The organism is Antarcticirhabdus aurantiaca, from assembly GCF_009765365.1.
Classification (GTDB): domain Bacteria; phylum Pseudomonadota; class Alphaproteobacteria; order Rhizobiales; family Rhizobiaceae; genus Antarcticirhabdus; species Antarcticirhabdus aurantiaca.
Genome location: NZ_VTOM01000019.1, coordinates 38760 through 65171 on the forward strand (window position 1 = coordinate 38760; position 26412 = coordinate 65171).

At 70.8% G+C, this 26412-nt stretch carries 24 protein-coding genes; 14 read left to right on the forward strand and 10 right to left on the reverse strand.

Annotated elements, in window-relative coordinates; translation table 11 throughout:
• The first annotated feature begins 103 nt into the window (after positions 1-103).
• Genes FZN60_RS20485 through FZN60_RS20495 form a run of 3 tightly spaced genes read left to right on the forward strand, consistent with a single transcriptional unit; the run spans position 104 to position 3098 of the window.
• On the forward strand, positions 104-1339 hold the full coding sequence (locus tag FZN60_RS20485; RefSeq protein WP_158875370.1) for a glycosyltransferase: 1236 nt from the start codon (positions 104-106) through the stop codon (positions 1337-1339).
• A complete protein-coding gene (locus FZN60_RS20490; RefSeq protein WP_158875371.1) occupies positions 1336-2193 on the forward strand; it encodes a WecB/TagA/CpsF family glycosyltransferase in 858 nt (285 codons plus the stop codon). Before FZN60_RS20485 ends, FZN60_RS20490 begins: the two co-directional genes overlap by 4 nt.
• On the forward strand, positions 2190-3098 hold the full coding sequence (locus FZN60_RS20495; protein ID WP_158875372.1) for a DUF6492 family protein: 909 nt from the start codon (positions 2190-2192) through the stop codon (positions 3096-3098). The genes FZN60_RS20490 and FZN60_RS20495 overlap by 4 nt, the downstream gene beginning before the upstream one ends.
• Here FZN60_RS20495 and FZN60_RS20500 read toward each other — a convergent pair.
• The gene (locus FZN60_RS20500; RefSeq protein WP_246727024.1) at positions 3070-4464 is read right to left on the reverse strand and encodes a lipopolysaccharide biosynthesis protein; all 1395 of its coding nucleotides are present in this window, start codon (positions 4462-4464) and stop codon (positions 3070-3072) included. The two genes, FZN60_RS20495 and FZN60_RS20500, sit on opposite strands and share 29 nt — an antisense overlap.
• A gap of 33 nt (positions 4465-4497) precedes the next feature.
• Between FZN60_RS20500 and FZN60_RS20505 the strand changes: the two genes are divergently transcribed.
• From FZN60_RS20505 to FZN60_RS20535, 7 genes are all read left to right on the forward strand, one after another.
• The gene (locus FZN60_RS20505) at positions 4498-5628 is read left to right on the forward strand and encodes an endo-1,4-beta-xylanase (RefSeq protein WP_246727026.1); all 1131 of its coding nucleotides are present in this window, start codon (positions 4498-4500) and stop codon (positions 5626-5628) included.
• A 115-nt stretch (positions 5629-5743) separates the two neighbouring features.
• Positions 5744-7693 carry a GumC family protein gene (locus FZN60_RS20510; protein WP_158875373.1) on the forward strand — a complete coding sequence of 650 codons (1950 nt, stop codon included), beginning with the start codon at positions 5744-5746 and terminating at the stop codon, positions 7691-7693.
• Between the two features lie 210 nt (positions 7694-7903).
• The gene (locus FZN60_RS20515; protein WP_246727027.1) at positions 7904-9166 is read left to right on the forward strand and encodes an ABC transporter substrate-binding protein; all 1263 of its coding nucleotides are present in this window, start codon (positions 7904-7906) and stop codon (positions 9164-9166) included.
• A gap of 149 nt (positions 9167-9315) precedes the next feature.
• Positions 9316-10314, forward strand: coding sequence for a carbohydrate ABC transporter permease (locus tag FZN60_RS20520; protein WP_158875374.1), 999 nt, complete (start codon positions 9316-9318; stop codon positions 10312-10314).
• Positions 10314-11141 (forward strand): carbohydrate ABC transporter permease, encoded by an 828-nt coding sequence (locus tag FZN60_RS20525; RefSeq protein ID WP_199266609.1) that lies wholly within the window; start codon positions 10314-10316, stop codon positions 11139-11141. The genes FZN60_RS20520 and FZN60_RS20525 overlap by 1 nt, the downstream gene beginning before the upstream one ends.
• 270 nt (positions 11142-11411) lie before the next feature.
• Complete coding sequence (locus FZN60_RS20530; protein ID WP_158875376.1) at positions 11412-12527, forward strand: ABC transporter ATP-binding protein; 1116 nt, start codon at positions 11412-11414, stop codon at positions 12525-12527.
• A gap of 63 nt (positions 12528-12590) precedes the next feature.
• Positions 12591-13586, forward strand: a complete 996-nt coding sequence (locus FZN60_RS20535) for an SDR family oxidoreductase (protein ID WP_158875377.1) — start codon at positions 12591-12593, stop codon at positions 13584-13586.
• A gap of 120 nt (positions 13587-13706) precedes the next feature.
• Here FZN60_RS20535 and edd read toward each other — a convergent pair whose 3' ends face one another.
• The 7 genes from edd to FZN60_RS20570 all read right to left on the reverse strand — a co-directional run bounded on the left by edd (position 13707) and on the right by FZN60_RS20570 (position 21786).
• Entirely contained in the window at positions 13707-15530 is a 1824-nt protein-coding gene (gene edd / locus FZN60_RS20540; protein ID WP_158875378.1) for a phosphogluconate dehydratase, read from the reverse strand.
• Between the two features lie 35 nt (positions 15531-15565).
• Complete coding sequence (pgl, locus tag FZN60_RS20545; protein ID WP_158875379.1) at positions 15566-16270, reverse strand: 6-phosphogluconolactonase; 705 nt, start codon at positions 16268-16270, stop codon at positions 15566-15568.
• Positions 16271-16287: 17 nt separating this feature from the next.
• Entirely contained in the window at positions 16288-17766 is a 1479-nt protein-coding gene (zwf, locus tag FZN60_RS20550; RefSeq protein WP_158875380.1) for a glucose-6-phosphate dehydrogenase, read from the reverse strand.
• A gap of 141 nt (positions 17767-17907) precedes the next feature.
• Entirely contained in the window at positions 17908-18288 is a 381-nt protein-coding gene (locus FZN60_RS20555) for a response regulator (protein ID WP_158875381.1), read from the reverse strand.
• Positions 18285-18971 carry a biliverdin-producing heme oxygenase gene (locus tag FZN60_RS20560; protein ID WP_158875382.1) on the reverse strand — a complete coding sequence of 229 codons (687 nt, stop codon included), beginning with the start codon at positions 18969-18971 and terminating at the stop codon, positions 18285-18287. Before FZN60_RS20560 ends, FZN60_RS20555 begins: the two co-directional genes overlap by 4 nt.
• A 95-nt stretch (positions 18972-19066) precedes the next feature.
• The gene (locus tag FZN60_RS20565; protein WP_158875383.1) at positions 19067-20353 is read right to left on the reverse strand and encodes an NAD(P)/FAD-dependent oxidoreductase; all 1287 of its coding nucleotides are present in this window, start codon (positions 20351-20353) and stop codon (positions 19067-19069) included.
• 2 nt (positions 20354-20355) lie between these two features.
• Entirely contained in the window at positions 20356-21786 is a 1431-nt protein-coding gene (locus FZN60_RS20570; protein ID WP_158875456.1) for a glutamine synthetase family protein, read from the reverse strand.
• Between the two features lie 234 nt (positions 21787-22020).
• Between FZN60_RS20570 and FZN60_RS20575 the strand changes: the two genes are divergently transcribed.
• Positions 22021-22347 carry a nucleotidyltransferase family protein gene (locus FZN60_RS20575; protein WP_158875384.1) on the forward strand — a complete coding sequence of 109 codons (327 nt, stop codon included), beginning with the start codon at positions 22021-22023 and terminating at the stop codon, positions 22345-22347.
• Positions 22307-22795, forward strand: coding sequence for a ribonuclease toxin HepT-like protein (locus FZN60_RS20580; protein ID WP_158875385.1), 489 nt, complete (start codon positions 22307-22309; stop codon positions 22793-22795). The genes FZN60_RS20575 and FZN60_RS20580 overlap by 41 nt, the downstream gene beginning before the upstream one ends.
• Before the next feature lie 48 nt (positions 22796-22843).
• Here FZN60_RS20580 and FZN60_RS20585 read toward each other — a convergent pair whose 3' ends face one another.
• Together FZN60_RS20585 and aceA are read right to left on the reverse strand one after the other, a co-directional pair.
• Positions 22844-23110 (reverse strand): SMc00767 family acetate metabolism repressor, encoded by a 267-nt coding sequence (locus FZN60_RS20585; protein ID WP_158875386.1) that lies wholly within the window; start codon positions 23108-23110, stop codon positions 22844-22846.
• A gap of 31 nt (positions 23111-23141) precedes the next feature.
• Positions 23142-24437, reverse strand: coding sequence for an isocitrate lyase (gene aceA / locus FZN60_RS20590; protein WP_158875387.1), 1296 nt, complete (start codon positions 24435-24437; stop codon positions 23142-23144).
• Between the two features lie 364 nt (positions 24438-24801).
• On the opposite strand from aceA, the gene FZN60_RS28695 reads away from it, so the two are divergent.
• The gene (locus FZN60_RS28695; RefSeq protein ID WP_199266611.1) at positions 24802-24939 is read left to right on the forward strand and encodes a hypothetical protein; all 138 of its coding nucleotides are present in this window, start codon (positions 24802-24804) and stop codon (positions 24937-24939) included.
• Between the two features lie 37 nt (positions 24940-24976).
• Positions 24977-26398: a helix-turn-helix domain-containing protein gene (locus FZN60_RS20595; RefSeq protein WP_158875388.1), complete on the forward strand. Its 1422-nt coding sequence runs from the start codon at positions 24977-24979 to the stop codon at positions 26396-26398.
• Positions 26399-26412: the final 14 nt, after the last annotated feature.

Here is a 26412-nt window from a genome sequence, read left to right on the forward strand (position 1 = left end):
GCGCAGGCTCGAATTGTTCGGATCGGCTTAGCGGGATCCCAACCCGTGTCTGTCATCCTGCCTTCCGATCGGTCCGAAATCCGCGGGACCCCGAGGGTCGCCCATGCATCTCCTGTTCGTCGGTTCGCTTCTGCCCGAGGCGGCGCCCGCCACCGGCTTCGACATCGCCACCCGCGCGATCGTCGACGGCCTCGAACGAGCCGGCGCGCGGCTGACGCTTCTCGGCTTCCGCCGCCCCGGCACCGCCCCGCCGGGGCGCGAGGGAACCGTTCGCGTCGTCGATCTCGGACCTCTCGGAATCGAGAATTCCGGCGCCGGGAGGCTCACCAAGGCGGCCTGGGTGGCGCGGGCCCTCGGCCTCGGCCTGCCCGTCGCCGCCGCCAAGCTGTCGGGCCTCGGCGAAGCGGCGCTTCTCGCCCGGATCGCCGAAGCCGGCCCGTTCGACGGCATCGTCCTCAACTCGGTTCAGATGCCCGCGGCCTATCCCGCCCTGACCCGCTCGCTGCCGTTCCTCTACGTCGCGCACAATGTCGAGCACGCCTCGGCGGCGCAGAACGCGGCGAACGCGGACAGCGCCGCGAGCCGCTTCCTGTTCGCCCGCGAGTCGCGGCTCCTCGCCCGGATCGAGGCCGATCTCTGCGCCCGGGCGCGCCGCGTCGCCTGCTTGACCGATGCCGACCGGGCGGGACTCGGCGTGTCCTCGGCCAAGGGCGTCGTCCTGCCGTTGACGCTCGGCCGGCGCCCCCATGCCGACGACGGCCGGCGGACCCACGACGTCGGCCTGATCGGCACCTGGAGCTGGGCGCCCAACCGCGTCGGGCTCGACTGGTTCGTGCGCGAGGTCGCTCCGCGCCTGCCCGCCGACATCCGCGTCGCCGTCGCCGGCCGCTTCGACGGCTCGCCGCCGCCGGCGCCGGCAAACGTCGCCTTTCTCGGCCGCGTGCCCGATGCCTCCGCCTTCGTGCGCGCTTCCCGCGTCCTCGCCCTCGCGACCAAAGGCGGCACCGGCATCCAGCTGAAGACGATCGAGGCGCTGGAGGAGGGGATGCCGGCGGTCGCGACGCCCGAAGCGCTGCGCGGGGTCTGCGAGCCGCCGGACAACCTTGCCGTCCGCTCCGATCCCGCCGCCTTCGCCGAAGCGCTGGTCGCGCTGGTCGAGGCCGAGCGCCGCGGCGAGCGGCTGCGCGCCGACGGCAGCCGCTTCGCCGCCGGCCAGCGCGCCGGCCTCGCCGCCGCCCTGGCGCAGGCGATCGGCGCGTTCGCCCCCGCCGGCTCCGGCGCGCCGGCGCGCGCTCGGACACCCGTTTCCATGTCGCTCGATCCGGAGCCCGTCCGATGAGGCCCCACGTCTTCAGCCAGGTCGCCGGCGCCCCGGCAACCGCCTCTCCTGCTCCCGCCTCGGCCTCCGCCGCGCCGGGCGCGCTGCGCCGCGCGGCGGCACCGCCGGCCATCCGCACCATCGGCGCGGTGAACGTCGCCGACCTGTCGCTCGACGAGGCGCTCGCCTGCGTCGGATCGCACCTGCGCGAGCGGCGCTTCCTGCGCATCGCCTTTCTCAACGCCCATTGCGCCAACGTGGCGGCCGCGCGGCCGGATTACCGGGCGGCGCTCGACGGCTTCCTCGTCCTGCCGGACGGGCTCGGCGTCGACATCGCCGCGCGCCTCCTTCACGGCGCGTCCTTTGCCGCCAATCTCAACGGCACCGACTTCGTGCCCGCGATCCTGTCGAGCGCGGCCGCGCCCTTGCGCGTCGCGCTGTTCGGCGCGGCGCCGGGCGTGGCGGAGGCCGCAGCCGAGCGCTTGTCGCAGCGCTTTCCCGGCCACGCCTTCCTGCCCGTCTCGCACGGCTACCTGCCGGGCGAGGCCGAGCGGGAGGCGGCGCTCGCCCGCCTCGAGGCCGCCCGGGCCGACCTGGTGCTCGTCGCCATGGGCGTGCCCGCCCAGGAGCTCTTCGTTCTCGAGCACCTGACGCCGCGCCACGGCTGCGTCGTTCTCGCCGTTGGCGCCTTTCTCGACTTCTGCGCCGGCCGCGTGCGACGCGCGCCGCGGCTCGTGCGCACGCTGCGCCTCGAATGGATCTGGCGCCTCGCCCTCGAGCCGCGCCGCCTGTTTCGCCGCTACGTCGTCGGCAATCCCGTGTTTCTCGCCCGCATCCTGCGCGAGGCGGCCTTGCGCAAGGTGTCGTCGCCGTGACCGTCCACCCGAACCCCGCCGCCCGGTCGACCGCCATCGTCACCGCGAGCTGGCGCGGCGACTTCGACCGGTGCCGGCTCCTGTGCGAGAGCATCGACCGCCGCGTCTCCGGCCAGACCCGCCACCTCATCCTCGTGGAAGGGCGCGACGCCAAGCTCTTCAAGCCGCTGGCCGGGCGCAACCGCGAGATCGTCGACGAGCGCGACGTCCTGCCCGCCTGGCTGCGCGCCTTTCCCGACCCCACCCATTGGGGGCGCCGGCGCGTCTGGCTGTCGCCCTTCGGCCCGCCCTTGCGCGGCTGGCACGTCCAGCAGCTCCGGCGCATCGTCGTGGGAACGCTGATCGGCGAAGACGTCATGGTGTCGGTGGATTCGGACGTCGTGTTCCTCAAGCCCTTCGACGTCGGCGCCTTTGCCGACGGAAGCGGGCGCGTGCGATTCTTCCGCCGGCCGCAGGCGCTGCGCGGCATGGAGGGCGCGAGCCTCGCCGAGCACCGCGCCTGGTCGCGCCGGGCGGGCGCGCTCCTCGGCATCGAGGCGCCGGCCGAAACCGAGACCGGCTACATCGCCACGCTGATCGCTTGGCGCACGGCGAGCGTGCGTGCCATGGCCGAGCGGATCGAGGCGGTGAGCGGGCGATCGCTCGTGGCGGCGCTGGCGAGCTCGCGCGTCCTGTCGGAATGCGTGATCTACGGCCGCTTCGTCGACGAGGTGGAGAAGCGGCCCGACCTCCACCACCCGTCCGAGGAAGCGCTCTGCCACATCTACTGGCGCGGGGCGGCGATGGACGCGCAGGCGCTGAGCGGCTTTGCCGCCGCGCTCCAGCCCCATCAGGTGGCGGCAGGCATCCAGTCCTTCACCGGCACCGACCCGCTCCTCATTCGCCGGGCTGCGGGGCTCTGCTGAGCGGCGCGAGGCCGTCCGTCGCGCCGGCCGCGTCGGGGTCCGGCAGGGCCGATCCCGCGCCCCCGCGGCGCCGGAACGGCCGTCGGGCGCCCCAGTCGAGCGCCGTATAGGTCGAGGCGGCCGAGACCAGCCAGAGCACGAGGAAGAGGCCGTTTAGGCCGACGATCCAGCCGGTGCCCGTGCCCGCCTGCGGATCCGGGCCGGCGACGCCCGCCCGCAGGAGAAGCATCAGCAGCCCGGCCTTCATCAGGCCGACGAAGGCGAGGATCAGCATGCGCAGCGTGGTGCGCCCGCGGGCGTAGAGGAGCTCGCCCTCGTATTCCACGAGGTTGCGGAAGGCGGGCACCAGGATGGCCACGAGAACCAGCGGCGCGACGCCCGCGACGTTGCCGCCGAGGGCGTTCGGGAAGACAGCGAGAAAGCCGCCGAGCCCGGCAAGTCCCAGGATCGACACGCCCGCGATGCCGCCCTCGACCAGCCAGCGCCGCCGCCAGCTCGACAGGAGCTCGGGCTCGCGCATCAGCTTCTGGACCAGCATGGTGTTGAAGGAGCGCACGGGCAGCGCCGTCAGGTCGACGAGCCGCATCAGGATGGCGTAGACGCCGGCGATCCCCGCCCCGCCGAAGGACAGGACGAGCAGCTTGTCGAGCTCGGACTGGAGATAGAAGACGATCTCCGCGCCCGCCACCGACAGGCTATCGCGCGCCCGCCCCAGCATCATCCGCCGCGACACGCGCAGGCGCTGGCGCGGATAGGAGGTCGAAACCGCGAGAAGGGCGGCGAGGGCGTTGGCGCCTAGATAGAACAGCGCCCAGGATTCGATCGTCCCGGGTCCCGCGAGATAGAACAGGAGGGCGGCGGCGGCCCGCACCGCCGACCCGCCGATCACCAGCGCCGCGGCGCGCCCGAAGCGGTTCAGCCCGTTGTTGACGATCACCACGATCTCGAGCGTGCGCCAGCACGCGATCTCCGCCGCCAGGATCGCGGCGAAGGCGGCGAGGCCGAGATGGCCGGCGAAGAAGGCGGCGTGGAAGGCGAGGGCGCCGAGAAGTACGAGCGGCAGCGACAGGAGCGTCGCGGCGAGGAGGTTGCCGGTGGCGACGCCGATCAGCCGCGGCTTCACCGTCGAGGCGCGGTAGAGCGGGGAGGTGAAGCCGAGGCCGGCCACGCGCGACAAGACGACGCCGACCGCCGAGGCCGTCGCGAAGAGGCCGAACTCCGCGACGCTCAGCGCGTTCGCCACGCAGACGAAGTAGCCGAGCGAGATCACCAGCCGCCCGGCCGAGCCGCTGACCAGCGCGGCGAAGTCTCGGGCGAGGCTTAGCTGCCCCTTAAGGCTCGTCGTCCAGGCTGGAAGGGTTCGCATCATGCCCACGGGTAGCTGGCGGAGAGCTGTGACATGTCGATGCTGTCCGGTCGCGATCGAAGTGCGCCCCGATGGGGCGCATCGGGTGTCGACCTTAGAACGCCGTCCTTAACGCGTCGTTCGCTGATCGGTGGCGCGGCGGCGCTGGCGGCGACGGGGAGCCTGTCCTTTGGGGCGCGGGCGGCGGGTCCGGGCCTCGGCGCGGTTCCCTTCGGCGCGGCCATCCAGAACGAGTTCTTCGACGAGCCGGACTACCGCCAGCTCTTTCTCGACCATTGCGACATCATCCTGCCGATGAACGAGCTGAAGCTCGGCCAGCTCCGCCCGACGCGCGAGGCCTTCCGCTTCGAGCCGGCCGACCGGCTGGTGGAGTTCGCCCGCGCGCACGGCCGGCGCAGCCGGGGCCACACCTTCTGCTGGTGGAACGACCTGCCGCCCTGGCTGGAAGCGGTGCGCGACGCGCGCGAGGCCGAGCGGATCCTGCGCGACCACATCGAGGCCGTGGCAGGGCGCTATGCGGGGCGCCTGGAGAGCTGGGACGTCGTCAACGAGGTGATCGCCTGGGATCCGGCCGAGGAGGGCGCCCTGCGCGACTACTACTGGCTCCAGGTGCTCGGGCCCCGCCACATTCCGATCGCCTTCGAGGCCGCGGCGGCGGCCGATCCCGGCGCCCGCCTCGTCGTCAACGACTTCGATCTCGAATTTGTCGGCAGCCGCTACGACATGCGCCGCGAGATCGCCCTGTCCATGGTGCGGCAGCTCAAGGATTCGGGCCACGCCGTCCACGCCGTCGGCATCCAGGCCCATCTCTACTCGGACCTTCGCATCGACGTCGACGCGCTCGGGCGCTTCTGCGAGGCGCTGAAGGCGATGGACTGCGGCCTCCTCGTCACCGAGCTCGACATCATCGACTGGAAGATCGAGGGCGGGCCGGCCGAGCAGGACGCGGCCGCCGAGCGGATCGTGTCCGACCTCCTGGACGGCATCCTGCCGGCCGGCCCGCCCGAGGCGGTGATCGCCTGGGGACTCACCGACCGCCACAGCTGGGTCGGCGACGTGATGCCGCGAAGCGACGGCAACGAGCGCCCGCTTCCCTTCGACGCCGAGAACCGGCCGAAGCCCTGGTACGACATGCTGCGCCGGCGCCTGGCGGCGGGGCGCTGAGCGAAGCGCCGCGTTGAGGATTTCTTCACCTTAACGCTTTGTTTGCCGGGATCTCGATAGGATAGGCGAGCCCTTCAACGACCGCGCCTTCCGGCGCAACCCGAACGAGCCGCCGATGTTCACGACCGAGCCGACAGCGACCGGGCATGACGAGCCCGGCCACCGCGAGCGCGCGGCATACGGGGGATCGGACGGCAGCGGGCCGGCCGGCCTCATCGATCCCGCCCTTCTGGTTTCGGCGGTCTGGCGGGCTCGCTGGCTTATCGTCCTGTGCGGGCTTCTGGGGGCGGGGATCGCCGCTGCCTACGCCTATTCGATGCCCAAGATCTACGCGTCGACGACGCAGATCCTGCTCGATCCGCGCGACATCAAGGTCATCCAGAACGAGATCACGCCGAACGGCCTGCCCTCGGAAGCGACGCTGGCGCTCGTCGAGAGCCAGCTCGCCGTGATCTATTCCAACGAGATCCTGTCGCGGGCGGTGGCGGCCGAGGGGCTCACCACCGATCCCGAATATGTCGGCGGCTCGGCGCTCGGGATGGGCGCGATCATCGCCTCGATCAACCGCGCCGTCTTCGGCGAGGCCCAGACGGAGGCCCCCGATCCCCGCCGGCGCGAGCTGCGCGTGATCGAGGCGCTGCGCCGCAACCTGTCGGTGACCCGCGACCCGAACAGCTTCATCATCAACCTCACCGTCAAGAGCCAGGTGCCCGACCGCGCCGCCCGGCTCTCGACGACGATCGCCCGCCTCTTCATCGACAATCTCGGCGTGGTCCAGGCCGACACGGCCCGGCGCGCCAGCGAGTCCCTGTCCTCGCGCCTGTCGGAGCTGCGCTCGCGCGTCGTCTCGGCCGAGCGGGCGGTGGAGACCTACAAGGCCGAGAACGCCCTGATCGGCGTCGGCGGCCGGCTCGTCGACGACGACTACATCATCCGCATGAACGACCAGCTCGCCCGCGCGCGGGCCGACATCACGGCGCTGCGGGTGCGGGCCGGCTCCATGCAGAATGCCAGCGTCGAGGACGTCGTCCAGGGGACGCTGCCCGAGGAGCTGACCTCGGAAGCGCTGACGCGCCTTCGCACCACCTATTCGCAGCTCGCCCAGGAATCGGCCGTCCTGCGCGCCCGCCTCGGCCCGCGCCACCCCCAGCGCATCGCCAGCGACGAGGCGCTCTCCTCCGCCCGCAGCGCGATCGAGGCGGAGCTGCGCCGCATCGTGTCCGCGGCCCAGACCGAGCTCGCCCGCGCCGAGCTGACCGAGCAGCAGCTGTCCAGCCAGACCGACGAGCTGAAGGCCAAGCAGGTGACGACGAGCGGCTCCTTCGTGCGCCTGCGCGAGCTCGAGCGCGAGGTCGACGCCTCGCGCGCCGTCTACGAGGCCTACCTCCTGCGCGCCCGGGAAACCGGCGAACAGGAAAGCATCAACACGGCCAACGTGCGCATCGTGTCCGAGGCGGTGCCGGCGCTCGACCCGGTCAGCCTGTCGCGCAAGGTCGTCATCGCCGCCGGCGGCATCGTCGGCGGGGTTCTGGCCGCGGCGCTCGCCGTCGTCGTCGCCATCGGCCGCATCATGTTCGCCCCGCCGGCGTCCTCCGGCCCGCGCAGCCCCTTTGCGGCCGACGGGCGCGACGCCGCCCCGCCGGAGCACCACCCCCGCCACGCGGACGCGCCGGCCCGCCGCGATCTCGGCTTCGCCGCGCCCGGCATGGCCGCCTCCAGCGCCGCCTTCTTCCAGGAGGTCGAGCGGGCCGAGAACCGGCCGGCCGCCGCTTTCGCCTCCGTGCCCGTCTCCGATGCCGCGCAGCCGGACGAGGACGACCGCGCCCCGGTCGCCGAGCCCGCCGCCGAGGCTCGGGCGGAGACGGAAGCGACCGGTCCCGTCGGCGAGGCCCCCGCGCCCGCGCCCGCGCCTCAGCCGGCTGCCGCGGCCCGGCGCGAGGCCGAGGCACAGCCGGGCGAGGCGGCGTCGCTGGCGCCGGAGTTCGCCGAAATCCGCTCCGAGATCGAGGCGGTCCGCCATCAGCTGTCCCTGCTTCGCGCTCGGCGTGCGCGCGGCAGGACCTGACCCGGCCGGTCCGAACGCCCCTCGCGCGGGGGAGAGGTTGCGGCGCTATTCCCCAAATCCTTCGGGGGGCGCGGCTTGCGAATCCACTTCTGCGCGTTAGCATCTTCCCAACGAACAGTCGCTCCCGGCGGGGAGGAGGCGAGGCCGGCCGCGAGCCGTCCCCGCCTTCGCGTCGAGGTGGCGGCGGAGCATGTCTGGGAGGATGCATCCATGCTGACGAGGAAGTTGATCGCGGCGCTCGGTATGACCGTGTTCGCCGTGCCCGGGGCGATCGCCGCGGAGATCTCGATCGTGTCGGGCTCCGTCGGACCGGACATCGCGGAGCTGCGGGCCCAGCTCGACGAGTTCGAGAAGCAGAGCCAGCACAAGGTCACCATCGTCGAGATGCCGGCCTCGACCACCGACCAGTTCGGCCAGTACCGCCTCTGGCTCTCGGCGCAGAACGCCGACATCGACGTCTACCGCACCGACGTCATCTGGGCCGGTCAGCTCGCCCAGCACTTCGTCGACCTGACCGAGCCGATGAAGGACGTCGTCGGCGACCATCTCCCTTCCGTGATCGCCTCGCAGACGGTGAACGGCAAGCTCGTCGCCTTTCCGATGTTCACCGACGCGCCGGCCCTCTACTACCGCACCGACCTCCTGGAGAAGTACGGCAAGGAGCCCCCGAAGACCTGGGAGGAGCTGACCGCCACCGCCAAGGAGATCCAGGACGCGGAGCGCGCGGCCGGCAATACGGGCATGAACGGCTTCGTCTTCCAGGGCGCGCCCTATGAGGGCCTGACCTGCGACGCGCTGGAATGGGTCGCGAGCTCGGGCGGCGGCCAGATCGTCTCGCCGGAAGGCGACATCACCATCAACAACCCGCAGGCCGTCGCGGCGCTCGAAATGGCCAAGGGCTGGGTCGGCACCATCGCTCCGGCCGGCGTCCTCGCCTACCAGGAAGAGGAATCGCGCGGCGTCTGGCAGACCGGCAACGCGGTCTTCATGCGCAACTGGCCCTACGCCTATGCCCTCGGCAACGGGGCGGACTCGCCGATCAAGGGCAAGTTCGAGGCGGTTCCGCTGCCGGCCGGCTCCGGCGGCAGCTCGGCCGCGTGCCTCGGCGGTTGGAACCTCGCGGTCTCCGAATATTCGCAGGAGAAGGAGGCCGCGATCGAGCTCGTGCGCTTCCTCGCCGCCCCCGAGCAGCAGAAGGCCCGCGCCCTCGGCAATGCCCGCCTGCCGACCATCCCCGCCCTCTACGAGGACGCCGAGATCAAGGAAAAGGCGCCGCTCGTCGCCGCGTGGGGGCAGGTCGTCGCCGCCGCCGTGCCGCGGCCCTCGGCCGCGACGCAAGGCCAGTACAACGAGGTGTCCCAGAACTTCTGGACGGCCGTCAACGAGACGCTCGCCGGCCGCGGCGACGCCGCCTCGAACCTCCAGCGCCTCGAGTCCCAGCTGCGCCGTCTGAAGCGCAACGCCTGGAAGTAAGCCGCGGCGGCGTCGGCCCGGCCGTTCGGTCAGGCCGCGCCTGCGGGGCCGACCCGCGTCCCGAGATCGGGCCGGGTCGGCATCCGCGCCTGAGCGCATGAGCGCGGGCCGCGCGCTTTGTCCGCGGCATGCCGGCAGGGAGGACGGGCATGGCAAACGTGTCGCTGGGCGTGCCGCCCACCGAGAAGGCGATCGAGACGGAAGAGCTCGGACCGGTCCGCCGCTCGACGCTGTCGCGCCAGCGGCTGCGCGCGGCCTGGCTCTTTCTCCTGCCGATGATCGTGGTGCTGGCCCTCGTCGCGGGCTGGCCGCTCCTCAGGACGATCTGGCTGTCCTTCACCGACGCCACCCTCGACACGATCGGCACCGCCGAGTTCGTGGGCTTCCGGAACTACTGGGAATACGTCGACTACGGCGACGGCACGGGCGAGTATTTCGGCCTCCTCCACGACCCCGCCTGGTGGGGCTCGGTCTGGAACACGGTCTACTACGCCTCGATCTCGGTCGTTCTGGAAACGATCCTCGGCCTCGTCTTCGCCCTCGTCCTCAACGCCGAGTTCAAGGGCCGCGCCCTGGTTCGCGCCGCCGTCCTCATCCCTTGGGCGATCCCGACGGTCGTCTCGGCCAAGATGTGGGCCTGGATGCTGAACGACCAGTTCGGCATCATCAACGACATGCTGATGACGCTGGGGATCATCTCCTCGCCCGTCGCCTGGACCGCCAATCCCGACACGGCGATGTGGGCGGTCATCATGGTCGACGTCTGGAAGACGACGCCCTTCATGACGCTCCTCATCCTCGCCGGCCTCCAGATGGTGCCGGGCGACGTCTACGAGGCGGCCAAGATCGACGGCATCTCGCCGGTGAAGGTCTTCTTCAAGGTGACGCTGCCGCTGATCCGCCCGGCGATCCTCGTCGCGGTGATCTTCCGGGCGCTGGACGCGCTGCGCGTCTTCGACCTCATCTACGTCCTGACGCCGAACAACTCGCAGACCAAGACCATGTCGGTCTACGCGCAGGAGAACCTCTTCCAGTTCAACCAGTTCGCGCAGGGCTCGGCGGCCTCGACCTTCCTGTTCCTGATCATCGCCTTCATCACGCTCTTCTACATCAAGGTCGCGCGGCTCGAATTCGGGGGAGGCAAGTGATGCCGGCCATCCTGCGCCAGACGGGGTTCTACCTCCTCGTCGCCTTCATCGTCCTGTTCTCGGTATTTCCCTTCTATTACGCGATGCTGACCAGCCTGAAGTCGGGAACGGGCCTGTTCCAGGTGAACTACCTGCCCCGCGAGATCGCCTGGGGGAACTACGCCGCGATCCTCTCCGACGCGACCTTCCTGCGGAACCTCGCCAACTCCGTCTTCGTGGCGAGCGTGGTGGTCGTCATCTCGCTCTTCCTCGCGGTCACCGCGGCCTACGCGCTGTCGCGCATCGCCTTCCGCGGCCGAACGCTCCTGCTCCTCACCGTGCTGGCCGTCTCGATGTTCCCGCAGATCGCGGTGCTCGCCGGACTCTTCGAGGTGATCCGGGGGCTCGGGCTCTACAACACGCTCTATTCGCTGATCTTCGCCTACATGATCTTCACCCTGCCCTTCACGGTCTGGGTGCTGACGACCTTCATGCGCGACCTGCCGATCGAGATCGAGGAAGCCGCGATCGTCGACGGGGCCTCGCCCTTCACCATCGTCACCAAGGTCTTCCTGCCGCTGATGTGGCCGGCGCTGGTGACGACCGGGCTCCTCGCCTTCATCGCCGCCTGGAACGAGTTCCTCTTCGCGCTGACCTTCGTGTCCAACAACGACACGCGCACGGTTCCCGTCGCCATCGCGCTCCTGTCGGGCGCCTCGGCGCAGGAAATCCCCTGGGGCATCATCATGGCGGCGTCGGTGGTGGTCACCGTGCCGCTGATCGTCCTCGTCCTGATCTTCCAGCGCAAGATCATCTCGGGCCTCACCGCCGGCGGCGTGAAGGGCTGAGGCCCGTCGCGCGCTTCTTTCATCCGACCGGACCCACCGCCGCATGACGCACGACGCGACCGCGAACTCCGCCGCCCTCGACGAGGCGGCCTCGGCCGGCAGCGCCCCGGCGGCGCCTCGACGCCGCGCATCTCGGGCGCGTCGCGGCACTGCCCGCCTCGCCGCTGGCGGGCACGGTCGAGGACGGCGGGCGGCGGGTCGCGCTGTCCGGGCATGGCAGCTTCATCGGAACGATCGAGACTTGAGCGAGAAAAAGGAGCGGGAGGCCCCATGGCGAACCTGAAGCTGACGAAGATCCGCAAGTCCTACGGCGCCGTGAACGTGCTGCACGGCATCGACCTCGATATCCGCTCGGGCGAGTTCGTCGTCTTCGTCGGCCCCTCGGGATGCGGGAAGTCGACGCTGCTGCGCGTCATCGCGGGGCTCGAGGACATCACCGCCGGCACGCTCGAGATCGACGGGCGCGTCGTCAACGACGCGACGCCCAAGGAGCGGGGCATCGCCATGGTGTTCCAGTCCTACGCGCTCTATCCGCACATGACGGTCTACGACAACATGGCCTTCGGCCTGAAGCTGGAGAAGAACAACTCCAAGGCCGAGATCGACAAGCGCGTGCGCGAGGCGGCGAAGATCCTCCAGATCGAGCCCTATCTCGACCGCCTGCCCAAAGCCCTCTCCGGCGGCCAGCGCCAGCGCGTCGCCATCGGCCGCGCGATCACCCGCGACCCCAAGGTGTTTCTGTTCGACGAGCCGCTGTCGAACCTCGACGCGGCGCTGCGCGTCCAGACCCGCATCGAGATCGCGCGCCTCCACGAGAAGATGCACGGCACGACGATGATCTACGTCACCCACGACCAGGTCGAGGCGATGACGCTGGCGGACCGGATCGTCGTCCTCAACAAGGGCAATGTCGAGCAGGTCGGCTCGCCGATGGATCTCTACAACCGCCCCGACAACCTCTTCGTCGCCCGCTTCCTCGGCTCGCCCTCGATGAACATCCTGCCGGCGAGACTGGACGCGGCGCCGGAGGGCGTCGCCGTCACGCCGGAGGGCGGCGCGCGCCTGAGCCTCGCTCTGCCCTATCGGGGCGCTGCCGGCGGCAACGGCTATCTCGGCGTTCGGCCGGAGGATCTCGTGCCCGTCCAGCCCGGCCAGCCGGAGCTCTTCCGGGGTCAGGTGACGCTGACCGAGTCGCTCGGCGAGGTGACCCTCGTCTACCTCGACACCGGCCGCGGCGCCGAGCCGGTGGTCGCCAAGCTCCCCGGCGAGGTGCGCCTGGAGCGCGGCTCGACCATGGGCCTCGCCGCACGGCCGGAGGCGCTGCACGTCTTCGACGCGGACGGGCGGGCGGTGCGCGGCGCGCGGGCCGAGGCGGTCGCGGCCTGAGGAACCGCCGCGCGTCTCCTCCGGTTTGGCTCAGGCGAAGCGAAACGGGCTGAAGGAGACGACATGGCAGGCGTGGTGATCACGGGCGGAACGGCGGGCGTTGGGCGGGCTCTCGCCCGGCTCTACGCGTCGGACGGCTGGAACGTCGCGGTGATCGCCCGCGGCGAGGCGCGGCTGGAGGCGACCGCCAAGGAGATCCGCTCGCTCGGCGTCAGGGCGCTGGCCATTCCTGCCGACGTCGCGGATGCCGTGGCGATGCGCGAGGCGGCGGCCCGCGCGAGCCAGGAGTTCGGCGGGCTCGATCTCTGGATCAACAACGCGATGACCACGGTCTATTCGCCCTTCGCCGAGATGACCGACGAGGAGTTCCGCCGCGTCACCGACGTCGTCTACATGGGCTCGGTCAACGGCGCGCGCGCGGCCCTGTCCGAGATGCGGCCCGCCCGCCACGGCCGCATCGTCTTCGTCGGCTCGGCGCTCGCTTATCGCTCGATCCCGCTGCAGTCGGCCTATTGCGCGGCCAAGCACGCGGTGCGCGGCTTCGTGTCGGCGCTGCGCACCGAGCTGATCCACGACGACGTGCCGGTCGGCCTTTCGATGGTGCAGCTTCCCACCGTCAACACGCCGCAATTCTCCTGGTGCCGCAACAAGATGCCGCGCATCCCCGACGCGCCGCCGCCGGTCTATTCGCCCGAGGCCGTCGCCCGCGGCATCCGGGATGCGGCGGCCCGCGGCGACGAGGAGGCCTTTGTCGGCCGCTCGACGGTGAAGCTGATCGCGGGCGAGCACGTCGCGCCCCACCTCCTCGACCGGATCGTGGCCGGCGCCGCCTGGGACGGGCAGCAGGGGGAGCAGCGCCAGGACGAGGCGTCGCGCGACGGCAATCTCTTCGAGCCCGCGCCGGGCGATCCCGGCTCGCAGGGACGCTTCACCGCGATCCAGACGGAAAGCGCGGCCACCGTGTCGTCGGGTCAGGCGCGGGCGGGCGCGGCCCTTCTCGCCGGCGGCGGCGCTGCGCTGGCGCTCCTGGCGGCGCGGCGGCTGTTGCGGCGGTGGTGAGAGGCTTTCAGCGAAGAGCGAGTTCAGCGCCGGACGAGGCGCTTCCCCTCGCCCGCCTGCCGGCACCTTCTCCCGCGGGCGGGAGAAGGGAGCAGCGTCGCCGCCGCGCTTAAGACGACGTCAGCCGAAGAACACCGACGCGCCCGTGCTGGCCGTTCCCGCCAGCGCCCGGAACGGGGCGAAGAGTTCGCGGCCGAGGCCGAACTCGTTGGCCGAGAGATCGGGCGAGGCAAGCTCGCGGGCGGCGAGTTCGGCCTCGGGCACCAGGATCTCCAGGACGCCCGCTTCGCCGTCGACGCGCAGCATGTCGCCGTCGCGCAGCTTGGCGATCGGGCCGCCGGCCTTGGCCTCGGGCGTCACGTGGATCGCGGCGGGCACCTTGCCGGAGGCGCCCGACATGCGCCCGTCGGTGACGAGCGCCACCTTCTGCCCGCGGTCGAGAAGGACACCGAGGAGGGGGGTGAGCTTGTGCAACTCCGGCATGCCGTTGGCCTGCGGTCCCTGGAAGCGCACCACCGCGATGAAGTCGCCGGTGAGCTCCCCGGCGTCGAAGGCGGCCTTCACCGCGTCCTGGTCCTGGAAGACGCGTGCCGGCGCCTCGACGACGCGCTTTTCCGGCTTCACCGCCGAGACCTTGATGACGGCCTCGCCCATGTTTCCTTTCAGGATGCGCAGGCCCCCGTTGTGCGAGAAGGGCTTGTCGGCCGTGGTCAGCACCTTCGGGTCGCCGCTCTCCGCGGATGCCGGCTCGCGCGCGACGCTCAGGCCGTCGGCGGCGAGGCGCGCCTCGACGGCGTAGGCGCGAAGGCCCGTGCCCCAGGCGGTGCGCACGTCCTCGTGCAGCATGCCGTGGTCGAGGAGTTCGCGGATCAGGAAGCCCATGCCGCCGGCCGCGGCGAAGTGGTTCACGTCGGCCAGACCGTTCGGATAGACGCGGGCGAGCAGCGGCGTGATGTCCGACAGGTCCGAAATGTCCTGCCAGGTGAGCTTGATGCCGGCGGCCGCCGCGATCGCGACGAGGTGCATGGTGTGGTTGGTCGAGCCGCCGGTCGCGTGGAGGCCGACGACGCCGTTCACCACAGCCCGCTCGTCGACGACGAGCCCGGCCGGCGTGTACTCGTTGCCGAGCGCGGTGATCGCCAGCGCCCGCTTCGTCGCCTCGCGGGTCAGCGCGTCGCGCAGGGGCGTTCCGGGATTGACGAAGGACGAGCCCGGCGTGTGGAGGCCCATGATCTCCATGAGCATCTGGTTGGAGTTCGCCGTGCCGTAGAAGGTGCAGGTGCCCGGGCCGTGATAGGACTTCGACTCGGCCTCGAGCAGCTTGTCGCGGCCGACCTTGCCTTCCGCGTAGAGCTGGCGGATGCGGCTCTTCTCGTCGTTGGGAAGGCCCGAGGTCATCGGGCCCGCGGGCACGAAGATCGCCGGCAGATGGCCGAAGGCGAGGGCCGCGATGGCGAGGCCGGGAACGATCTTGTCGCAGATGCCGAGATAGACCGCCGCGTCGAACATGTCGTGGGAAAGGCCGACGGCCGCCGCCATGGCGATGACGTCGCGCGAGAAGAGGCTCATCTCCATGCCGGTCTGGCCCTGGGTGACGCCGTCGCACATGGCCGGCACGCCGCCGGCGACCTGCGCCGTCGCGCCCATCTCGCGCGCCACCTGCCGGATGACCTCCGGATAGGTCTCGTAGGGCTGATGGGCCGAGAGCATGTCGTTGTAGGCGGTGATGATGCCGAGGTTCGCCGCGCGGTTCTCGGTGAGCCGCTCCTTGTCGGTCGGCCCGCAGGCGGCGAAGCCGTGGGCGAGGTTGCCGCAGGACAGGCGGGCGCGCTTCGGCCCGTCCGCGCCCTTTTGCCGGATGCGGGCGAGATAGGCCTCGCGCGTGGGGGCGGAGCGCTCGCGGATGCGATCGGTGATGTCTGCGATGCGGCGGTCGACGGTCATGGCAAGGATTGCCCTTCGAAACGGGGAGGCGGGGCTCAGGGAGCCCAGAAGACGGACACGGGATCGGGGCGGCTCGCGCGCAGAACCGCGCGCACGGGAAGCTCGCGCACCGGGCCGTCCTCCAGCGCGCGGTTGAGGACGGCGAGCTTCTCCTCGCCCTCGATGTGGAGGGCGAGGAAGCGGCTCAGGGCGAGCGGGCGCAGCGTCAGGGTGATGCGCGGCTCGCCGGCGCTCGGCGCGGTGATGCCGGAGACGAGGTCGCGGCGATCCGCGTCGGTCACCGCGTCGAGCTCGGCGGCGTCGGGAAAGAAGGACGCGGTGTGGCCGTCCGCGCCCATGCCGAGGATCACGGCGTCGAAGCAGGGGCTCTCGGTCTCGAAGGCCGCCGACAGCTCGTCCAGCGCGTCCTGCGGCCGGGCGGCGCCGGTGAACAGCGGTTCGAAATGCGCCGCGGCGGCCGGGCCGACGAGGAGCCGCTCCTTGACGAGGCGGGCGTTGGAGCGGGGATGATCGTCCGGCACCCAGCGCTCGTCGACGAGGGTGACGCAGACGTCGCGCCAGTCGATCGCGGTCTTGGCGAGATGGTCGAAGAACAGGGCCGGCGTCGAGCCGCCGGAGACCGCGAGGCGCGCCCGGCCGCGCGTCGCGATGCCGCCGGCCAGCACCGCGGCGACGCCGGCGGCGAGCGCCTCGGCGAGCGTCTGCCGGTCGGGATAGCGGTGGATGGCGGGGTCTCGCATCGCGTCTCGTCCTTTGATCATTCCGGTTCGTGCCAGGTGCGGCCGTCGCGCTCGATGAGGGCGATGGCGGCGGAGGGCCCCCAGGTGCCGGCCGTGTAGCCCTGCGGCTTGGTGCCCTTCTGGGCCCAGCCGGTCAGGATCGGATCGACCCATTCCCAGGCGGCCTCCACCTCGTCGCGGCGCATGAACAGCGTCTGGTTGCCCCGGATCACGTCGAGAAGAAGCCGTTCATAGGCGTCCGGGTTGCGCGTGCGGAAGCTCTCCGCGAAGGTCATGTCGAGCGGCACGTGGCGCAGCCGCATGCCGCCGGGGCCGGGATCCTTGATCATCAGCCACTGCTTGACGCCCTCGTCCGGCTGGAGGCGCATGACGAGCTGGTTCTGCATCACCGAGCCGACGGTGGAATCGAAGATCGAGTGCGGGATCGAGCGGAAGGTGACGACGATCTCGCTCATGCGCCCGGCCATGCGCTTGCCGGTCCTGAGATAGAAGGGCACGCCCGCCCAGCGCCAGTTGCCGATCTCGGCCTTGATGGCGACGAAGGTCTCGATGTCGGAGGACGGGCCGCCGAGGTCGTCGAGGTAGGAGCGCACGGCCTCGCCGCTCGAGGCGCCCGCCTTGTACTGGCCGCGCACGGTGCGGGTCTCGACGTTGGAGGCGTCGATGGGCTTCAGGGCCCGCAGGACCTTCAGCTTCTCGTCGCGCAGCGCGTCGGCGTCGAGGGCCGCCGGCGGCTCGAGAGCGACGAGGCACATCAGTTGGACGAGGTGGTTCTGCACCATGTCGCGCAGCGCGCCGGCCTTGTCGTAGTAGCCGGCCCGGCCCTCCAGTCCGACGCTCTCGGCCACCGTGATCTGCACGTGGTCGATGTGGGACGCATTCCACACCGGCTCGTAGAGCGCGTTGGCGAAGCGCAGAGCCATGAGGTTCTGCACCGTTTCCTTGCCGAGGTAATGATCGATGCGGAAGATCTGCTCTTCGTCGAAGTAGCGCCCGATCGTCTCGTTCAGCAGCCTCGCCGATGCGAGGTCGCGCCCGATCGGCTTCTCGACGACGATGCGGGTGCGGGTCGTGGCCAACCCCTTGTCGTGGATGCGGCTGGCCAGATCCCCGAAGAGATTCGGCGCCACCGCCATGTAGAAGGCGCGGATGCGGTTCCCGTCGCGCTCGTCGAGGATGGCCTTCAGCTCGTCCCAGCCGCCGTCGCCCTTGGCGTCGATCCGGCGCCAGAAGAGGCGGTTCAGGAAGCGCTCCAGCGAGACGGGATTCATGTCCTCGGCCCGCACGTGCTTCTCGAGCGCGCGCTGCGCGAAGGCCCGGTAGGCGTCGTCGGACTGGTCGGCGCGCGATACGCCGATGATGCGCGCGTCCTCGGGGAGCTGGCCGTCGTGGTCGCGGTGGTAGAGCGCGGGCAGGAGCTTTCGCTCGGCCAAGTCGCCGTTGCCGCCGAAGACGACGTAGTCGAAGGGCTCGACGGGGATGATCTGGCTCGACATCGGTCCTCGATTTCATCCGTGGTGTCGGGGCCGTTCCGCAACGTTCGCGGGAGGCCGCCGAATTCAATCGATTGAATTACTCCATCGCCTGGAAAAATTCCAGATCCATTGCCGACAAAACGTCTGGTTGCCGGTCCGGTTTCAGCGTGCCCGGGTGGCCGCGCGGGCAAGCGCCTCGACGAGGGTCGGCCCGGCGAAGGGCTTCTTCACGGCTTCCGCGCCGCTCGCCTCGGCCGGCAGTTCCACCGCCTCGCCGTAGCCGGTGACGAAGACGAAGGGCACGGCGCGGGCCTTGAGGTCGCCGACCAGCGCGAAGCTCGTCTCGTTGCCGAGATTGACGTCGAGGAGCGCGACGCCGAGCTCTTCCGTCTCGATGATGCGGCGCGCCTGGGCGACGCTGGCGGCGGTGAAGACGTTGGCCATGCCGCAGTCGAGCAGCATCTGCTCGGCATCGAGGGCGATGATCATGTTGTCTTCGACGACGAGGCCGTTGAGGCCCTGCAGCGCTGGTTCCGGGGTCATGGCGCAATCCCGTGGCAATGGCCCTTCGCGGGCGCGGGGCCGGCATCGATCCGGTCGAGCACGGCGCCGAAATGGCGGAAGGCGGCCTCGGCCCCCGCGAGGCGGGCGTCCTGCCGGGCCGGGGCGGCGAGATCGTCCGGGTCGGCCCCGGCGAGAACCGACAGGTAGGCCGAGAAGCCGGCGGAGGCGTCGGCATCGGCGAGGTAGCGGAAGCTCGCCTCAGGCCAGAGCTCGGCGGCCCGCCGCTGGAGGAGCCGCCGGTGCATGTAGCGCGCCCCGAGCTTGGAGCCTTCGAGGACGTAGGCGATGCCGACCGCCTCGTCGAGGCCGGGCGCTGCGGACGCGGGAGCGGAAGCCTCGGGCGCGCCGAGGGCATCGAGGTCCATGGCCGCGCGGTCGGCTTCGAGGGCGGCGAGGCTGGCGACGAGCGGCGCCACGGCTTCCGGCCGGGCGGCGAGGGCGCTCGCCAGGAGCCGCGGCACGAGATCGGCGAAAGCGGCGGCGTTCATGGCGACGAAGCGGCGGTAGCTCTCGGGCCCCGCTTCTTCCGTCATGCCGGAAAAGCGCGCGTCGAGCGCCTCATGGGCCGCCCGCGTGCCTTCGCGCAGATGCGCCCGCAGCGCCGCCGGGCCGGTCAGGCGCCCATCGGTGGCGGCCTCGATGCTGGTCTGTGCTGAAGGCAATTCGGCTCGTCTCCCCAAGCCCTAGAGGTAGGTGCTCGCGTCGATGGCGCAAGCTCGCGCGAGCGTCCAGCGCTATTTCCGCACCCGGGCGCGGCTCAGAATCGGTCGCGCAGCGCGAACCAGGTGAGGGCGAGGAAGAGGATCGGGGCGCGCAGGGCGCCTCCGCCGGGAAAGGCCGAGATCTTCAGCTCCTCCAGGAGCCGCAGCCGGTCGCGGTTGCCGGAGACGCGCTCGGCATAGAGCCGGCCGGAGAAGTTCGACAGCATGACGCCGTGGCCGGAATAGCCGCCGATGGCCGTGATGCCGGGCTCGACCTCCCGGACATAGGGCATGCGCTGCGGCGTGATGCCGACATAGCCGCCCCAGGCATGCGTGAGGGGCACGTCCTTCAGCTGCGGATAGATCTCGGCGATCTGGCGCTTGATATGGGCGCCGATGTCGCCGGTGGCCGAGGTGTAGGCCTCGCGCCCGCCGAACAGGAGGCGGTTGTCGCGGCTCTTGCGGAAGTAGCGCACGACGAAGCGGGAATCGTCCACCGCCTCGCCGCCCGGCAGGACGTCGGTGCCGGCCGGCAGCGGCTGGGTCGCGCCGATAAAGGAGCCGATCGGCATGATGTGCGCGGCCGTCTTGTTGCTCAGCTTGGTGCCGTAGGCGTTGGCGGCGAGGAGCGCGCGCTCCGCCCGCACCGTGCCGCGCGCCGTCTCGACGACGACGCCCCCGCCCTCGCGCCGCACGCGGGTCACCTTCGTGTCCTCGACGATCCGGGCGCCGGAAGCGTGTGCCGCCCGGGCGAGGCCGACGAGAAGCTTCATCGGGTGGATGTGCCCCGTGCCGGTGTCGCGCAACCCCCCGAAATAGCGGTTCGAGCCGAGGCGCGCCGCGGTCTCCTCGCGCGCCATGACGTTCACATGCGGATAGCCGTAGCGCAGCGCCAGCTTCTCAGCCTCCGCGCGGTAGTCGGCGAGGTAGCGCTTCTTGTGGACGACGGAGAGCTGGCCGAGCCGGTAGTCGGCGTCGATGTTCTCGCTCGCCATGAGATCGAGGAGGTGGGCCTTGGCGTCCTCGGCGAGGTCGAACAGCGCCTTGGCGCGCTCGAAGCCGTAGGCCTCCTCCATCTCGACCACGCCGAGCCGCTGGCCGGTGTTCATCTGCCCGCCATTGCGCCCCGAAGCGCCGTCGCCGAGGCGCGCGCCCTCGATGAGCAGGACGGAAGCGCCGGCGCGCGCGAGGTGCAGCGCGGCCGAGAGGCCGGTATAGCCGCCGCCGACGATCGCGACGTCGGCGCGCGCGTCGCCGTCGAGGGCGGGAAAGCGCGGGCGCGCGACGCCCTCCTCGTACCAGGAGCGGCCCGGCGAGATCGGGGACTGGTGGGGCGTCTCCATCGTCAGACCTGGAGCAGCAGGAATTCCCGCTCCCAGGGGCTGATCACCTGCATGAAGGTTTCGAACTCGCCCCGCTTGATGCCGGCATAGGTGCCGACGAACTCGCGCGAGAAGACGTCGAGGAAGGCGTCCTCCGCCTCGAAGGCGGCCACCGCCTCCAGGAGCCCGCGCGGCAGCGAGATCTCGCCGTCCTCGTTGGCGGTAAGGTCGGTGGGCGAGCCCGGCTCGACCTTGCCCACCATGCCGAGATAGCCGCAGGCGAGCGAGGCGGCGAGCGCGAGATAGGGGTTGGCGTCGGAGGAGGGGAGGCGGTTCTCGACGCGGCGCGAGCGCGCGTCCGAGGTCGGGACCCGGAAGGCCGTGGTGCGGTTGTCGAAGCCCCAGGCATTGTTGGTCGGCGCCGACATGCCGTAGGTCAGGCGCCGGTAGGAGTTGACGTAGGGCGCCATCATGATGAGGGCCGCCGGCACGTAGCGCTGGCAACCGCCGATGAAGTTGAAGAAGGCGGGCGAGGGCGTGCCGTCGGGAAGCGAGAAGACGTTCTCGCCCGTGCGCACGTCCACCACCGACTGGTGGATGTGCATGGCCGAGCCCGGCTGCTTCTCCATGGGTTTCGCCATGAAGGTCGCGTAGATGCCGTGCTTGAGCGCCGCCTCGCGGATGGTGCGCTTGAACAGGAAGACCTGGTCGGCGAGCTCCAGCGGGTGGCCGTGGCGCAGGTTGATCTCCAGCTGCGCCGCGCCGTCCTCGTGGATCAGCGTGTCGATCTCCAGGCCCTGCCCGTCGGAGAAGTGGTAGATGTCGTCGATGAGCTCGTCGAACTCGTTGATGCCCCCGATGGAATAGGACTGGCCGCCCTGGATCTGCCGGCCGGAGCGCCCAACGGGCGGCGTCAGCGGATAGTCCGGGTCGACGTTCTTGGAGACGAGGTAGAACTCGATCTCCGGTGCCACCACCGGGCGCCAGCCCTGGTTCTCGTAGAGCGCGAGGACGCGCTTCAGCACGTTGCGCGGCGTGTAGCCGACGGCCGCGCCCGTCTGGTCGACGAGGTCGCAGATCACCTGCGCCGTCGGATCGGTCTCCCAGGGCACGAGCGAGAGCGTGCCGAGGTCGGGCACGAGCTTCAGATCGCCGTCGTTGGGCGAGTAGCGGAAGGTGCCGGTCTCGTCCGGATATTCGCCCGAGATCGTGTGCATGAAGAGGGCGGAGGGCAGCGCCAGCGAGGTGTCGCCGGTGAACTTCTTGGCCGGCATCATCTTGCCGCGCGCGACCCCGGCGAGGTCCGGCGTGATGCACTCGACGTCCTCGATGCGGCGCGCCGCGAGCCATTCCGCCGCCTCGCCCATGGAGCGCACGCCGCGCTTGGAGTCGAGGAAGGCGCGCTTCTCGGCCGGCGAGAGCTGGACGCCCGACAGGTCGCGCTTGGCCGGCAGGCCGCCGAGATCGGGCTCGGCGACGGGCGGCGGGGCCTTCACGTCCGTCAGTCCGGGGCCGCGATGCGTCTCGGTCTGCCTGGGCGTCGGGTCGGTCATGCAATCCTGCGGCGTTGACGGCGATACGCCGACTATAGAGCGGCGCGGGAAAAGGCGGAAGCCGGGGGCGGTGTGGCGCGCGCGCCTCGGCCGTTCTATCTTGGCGGCATGTGGCGAGGCGGCTTCGGAGGCGAGATGACGACCGTTGCGGGCGGTGACGTTCGGCAGGCGCGAACCCGAACGGCCGAGGCGATCGAGGCGCTGGCGGTCCGCGGCATGCGCGCCTGGGCTGTCGGCTCGCTCGCGCGCGACGAGTTCCGCGCGGATTCGGACGTGGATGTCCTCGTCGAATGCCCGCCCGAATCCGAGTACGAGGCCTTTCGCATCGTCGAGGATCGACTCGGCGCTCAGCCGTTCGACTTCATCCCGGCATCGCGCCTGCGCCCGGACACCTTGAGACATCTCATGGAGGAGGCCGTCGATGCATCCACCCTTCGCGCGCGTCAGGCGCCGGCTGGATGACGTTCGCGAGGCCTTCGACCGGCTGCAGGCGATCGAGGCCGAGATCGTGCCACTTCTCGCCGCCACGCCGGGCGAAGCGGCGGGCGTCGCGCGCAACATGCTGCGCGGATCGGGCATCGAGGGCATCTATTCCGGCATCGAGGGCGTGCTGAAGGCGCTTCTCGTCGCCGCCGACGGAGAGGTTCACGCCGAAGGGGGCGCATGGCACGCCCGCCTCCTCGCGCAGGCGGCCGAACCGACGGGCCGCCGGCCGCCGATCATCTCGCAGGCGGTCTTCGACCGGCTGGACCGGTTGCGGGCGTTCCGGCACGTCGAGCGGAACACCTATGCGCATCTCCTGCGCGCCGGCGACGTGGAGCGCAACGTCCAGATCCTGGTCGAGGCCTTTCCCGCTTTCGAGGTTGAGATCCTCGACTTCCTATCGAGCTTCGACCCCGCCGACGCGTGATCCCGGCCCCACCGCGAGGCAGGACCGGGATCATAAGGCGAGCGCGGCTCAGCGCTCCGTCTTCAGGATCACCGGGATCAGGAGGTCGCCCCAGGTGCCGCCGCCGGAATGGTGGCGGGCGGAGCGGACGAGCTCCACCGAGACGCCGGCCTCGACCGCCTTCATGACCGACTGGTTCAGGCGGTGGAGGTCGTTGGCGAGCATGCGGATGGCCGCCTGCTGCGCGTCGTCCATGGCGGAGGCCTGCTCCTCGGCGCGCTCCTTGACGCGGGTGCGCGGGCGGTTCTCGGCGGCGATGTCGACGATGCTGCTCATGATCGTATCTCCCTGCGTCGGTTGCTGAACGTCACTCGGCCGCGATGGCGGAGGGCTTGAACTGGTCGTGCTCGGTGGATTCGTGCATGGCGGTGGTGGAGGAGAGGCCGCCCGAGATGGCGGTGGCGACGGCGTCGAAGTAGCCGGTGCCGACCTCGCGCTGGTGCTTGGTGGCGGTGTAGCCGTTGGCTTCCGCCGCGAACTCGGCCTCCTGCAGCTCCGAATAGGCCGCCATCTGCCGGTCCTTGTAGCCGCGGGCGAGCTCGAACATGCCGAAGTTCAGCTGGTGGAAGCCGGCGAGCGTGATGAACTGGAACTTGTAGCCCATGGCGCCGAGCTCGCGCTGGAACCGGGCGATGGTCGCGTCGTCGAGGTTCTTCTTCCAGTTGAACGAGGGCGAGCAGTTGTAGGCGAGGAGCTGGTCGGGATGCTCGCGCTTCACGCCTTCCGCGAAGGCCCGGGCCTGTTCGAGATCGGGCTTCGAGGTCTCGCACCAGATGAGGTCGGAATAGGGCGCGTAGGCGATCGCACGGGCGATGCAGGGCTCGAGCCCGTTGCGCACTCGGAAGAAACCCTCGGGCGTGCGGCCGGCGTCGTAGTCGACGAAGGGGCGATCGCGCTCGTCGATGTCGGAGGTGAGGAGCTTGGCGGCCTCGGCGTCCGTGCGGGCGATCACGAGGGTGGGCGTGCCCATCACGTCGGCCGCGAGGCGCGCGGCCGACAGGTTGCGGATATGCGCCTGCGTCGGGATCAGCACCTTGCCGCCGAGATGGCCGCACTTCTTCTCCGAGGCCAGCTGGTCCTCGTAGTGGACGCCCGCCGCGCCCGCCTCGATGAAGGCCTTCATGATCTCGAAGGCGTTGAGCGGCCCGCCGAAGCCGGCCTCGGCGTCGGCGACGATCGGGGCGAACCAGGTCTCGACGCTCTTCGTGCCTTCGGCGTGCTCGATCTGGTCGGCGCGCTGGAGCGTGCGGTTGATGCGCCGGCAGAGTTCGGGCGCGGCGTTGGCCGGGTAGAGCGACTGGTCGGGATACATGGCGGAAGCGGTGTTGGAGTCCGCCGCGACCTGCCAGCCCGAAAGGTAGATGGCCTTCAGACCCGCGCGCACCTGCTGCATCGCCTGGTTGCCGGTCATCGCGCCGAGCGCGTTGACGAAGGGCTCGTTGCGCACGAGGTCCCAGAGGCGGTTCGCGCCGGTCTCGGCGAGCGTGTGGCGGATCGCGACCGAGCCGCGCAGGCGCTCCACGTCGGCGGGCGAATAATCGCGCGTCACGCCGTCGAAGCGGCCGGCGGGTGCGGACGGAACGAGATTGTAAAAGTCGGTCATGCTGCCTGGCCTCGGATCTCGCGGGCGCTCCGGTTGTCGATCGTTTCGACAAACCTTCCAAGCGGCCGTTGCGAACAATCTGTCACCGCAGTTGCAGGGCATCCAGGCTCGATGTCGCGGTCGGGCCGGTCATTCGGGTCGTCTTGTGTCGAGGTTGACAGCCGCGTCTTGTAAATCGGTCACGATTGTAAAAGATGCGGCATCCGAAACGGCGTTCGCAATCCACGGCAACGCGCGCCGCCCATGCTCCCGAACGACATGATCGCGAAACAAAAAGTCATGGCGCCGTCGATGTTTGGAAACCTTTTTCCGCCATGGTCGGCACGCTTCATCGAAAGCGCTGTTGAACGCCATGGAGTGCGAAATGAGCGTCGCCGATTGGGTCGGGCGTGTTCTCAAGGTCGTGCAGGGTATCGCCCGCCCCGCCTACCGCCCCGAGTTGCACTACATGCGCGGGCCCGGCCCCGCCTGCATGCGCCGTTCCGCCTCCGGCGAGCGCTGATCCGCTCCGCCGCGCAGCCTGACGGGGCGCGGCGCTGATGGCCGAGAACAAGATCTTCGCCGGCCCGCGCGTCCGGCGGATCCGCAACGGACTCGGCCTCACCCAGACGGCGATGGCCCAGGCGCTCGGCATCTCCCCGTCCTATCTCAACCTCATCGAGCGCAACGGCCGCCCGCTGACCGTCCAGCTCATCCTGCGGCTCGCCCAGGTCTACAAGGTCGACCTCGCCGACCTCGAGGGCGCCGAGCGCCAGGGCTCCGTGTCCGAGCTGAAGGCGATCTTCTCCGACCCGCTGCTGGCGGGCGAGGTCGCCGGCGAGCAGGAGCTCGTCGAGATCGCGGAGGCCGCCCCGAACGCCGCCGCCGGGATCGCCAAGCTGTATCGCGCCTATCGCGAGAGCCAGGCCCGCTTGTCCGACCTCGCCGATCTCCTCGCCCGCGAGGGGCGGCCGACGCGCGTCCTCGAGGCGCGCCTGCCGATCGACGAGGTGCAGGAGGTCTTCGAGAACCGCCCGAACTACGTCGCCGCCCTCGATTCCGCCGCCGAGCGCCTCCACGCGGCGCTGGAGCCGGGCGACGACCTTTATCCCGCCGTGAAGAGCTGGCTGAAGCGCGAGCACGACCTCGTGGTGCGCGTCCTGCCGGTGGCCACCATGCCGAACTGGCGCCGGCGCTTCGATCGCCATTCGCGCCGCCTCTTCCTGTCCGAGCGCTTGTCGAGCGCCGACCGCTTGCGCGAGGTCGCGATGGAGGCGGTCGGCCTCGCCTTCGGCGCGGCGATCGACGCGGAAGCCGAGAGCTTCGGCTTTTCCAGCGACGAGGCGCGGCGCCTCGCCCGCTTCGAGCTGACGCGCTACGCCGCGCACGCGCTGGTCATGCCCTACGGCGCCTTTCAGGGCGCGGCGGTGCGCGCGGGCTTCGACGTCGAGGTCCTCGCCGCCCGCTTCGGCGCGTCCTTCGAGCAGGTCGCCAACCGCCTGACGACGCTTGGCCGGGCAGGCGCGCCGGGGCTCCCCTTCTTCATGCTGGAGGTCGACAATGCCGGCAACCGCTTCCGGCGGGCCGGCGCGCGCGGCTTTCCGCACCAGCGCTTCGGCGGGGGATGCCCCAAGCTGCCGATCCACTCCGCCTTCGCCCATCCCGGAGAGGTTCTGGTGGAGCGGGCGCAGATGCCGGACGGGGCGGAGTTCCTGCTCGTCGCCCGGACGCTGGAGGGGCTGCGCTCAGGGTTCGGCGAGCGTCCCCGCCGCACCGCGCTTCTTCTCGGCCTCGACGCCGCCCATGCCGGCGAGACGGTCTACGGCCGGGCGCTCGCCGCGCCCGGCGGGCCGGTCGCGATCGGCCCGGCCTGCCGGCTCTGCGAGCGCCAGGCCTGCCTCGCCCGCGCCGAGCCGCCCTTGACGCGCCCGCTCGGCCTCGACGAGATGGTGACGGGCCTGTCGGCCTTCGATTTCCAGTGAGGCGGGGAAGGGGC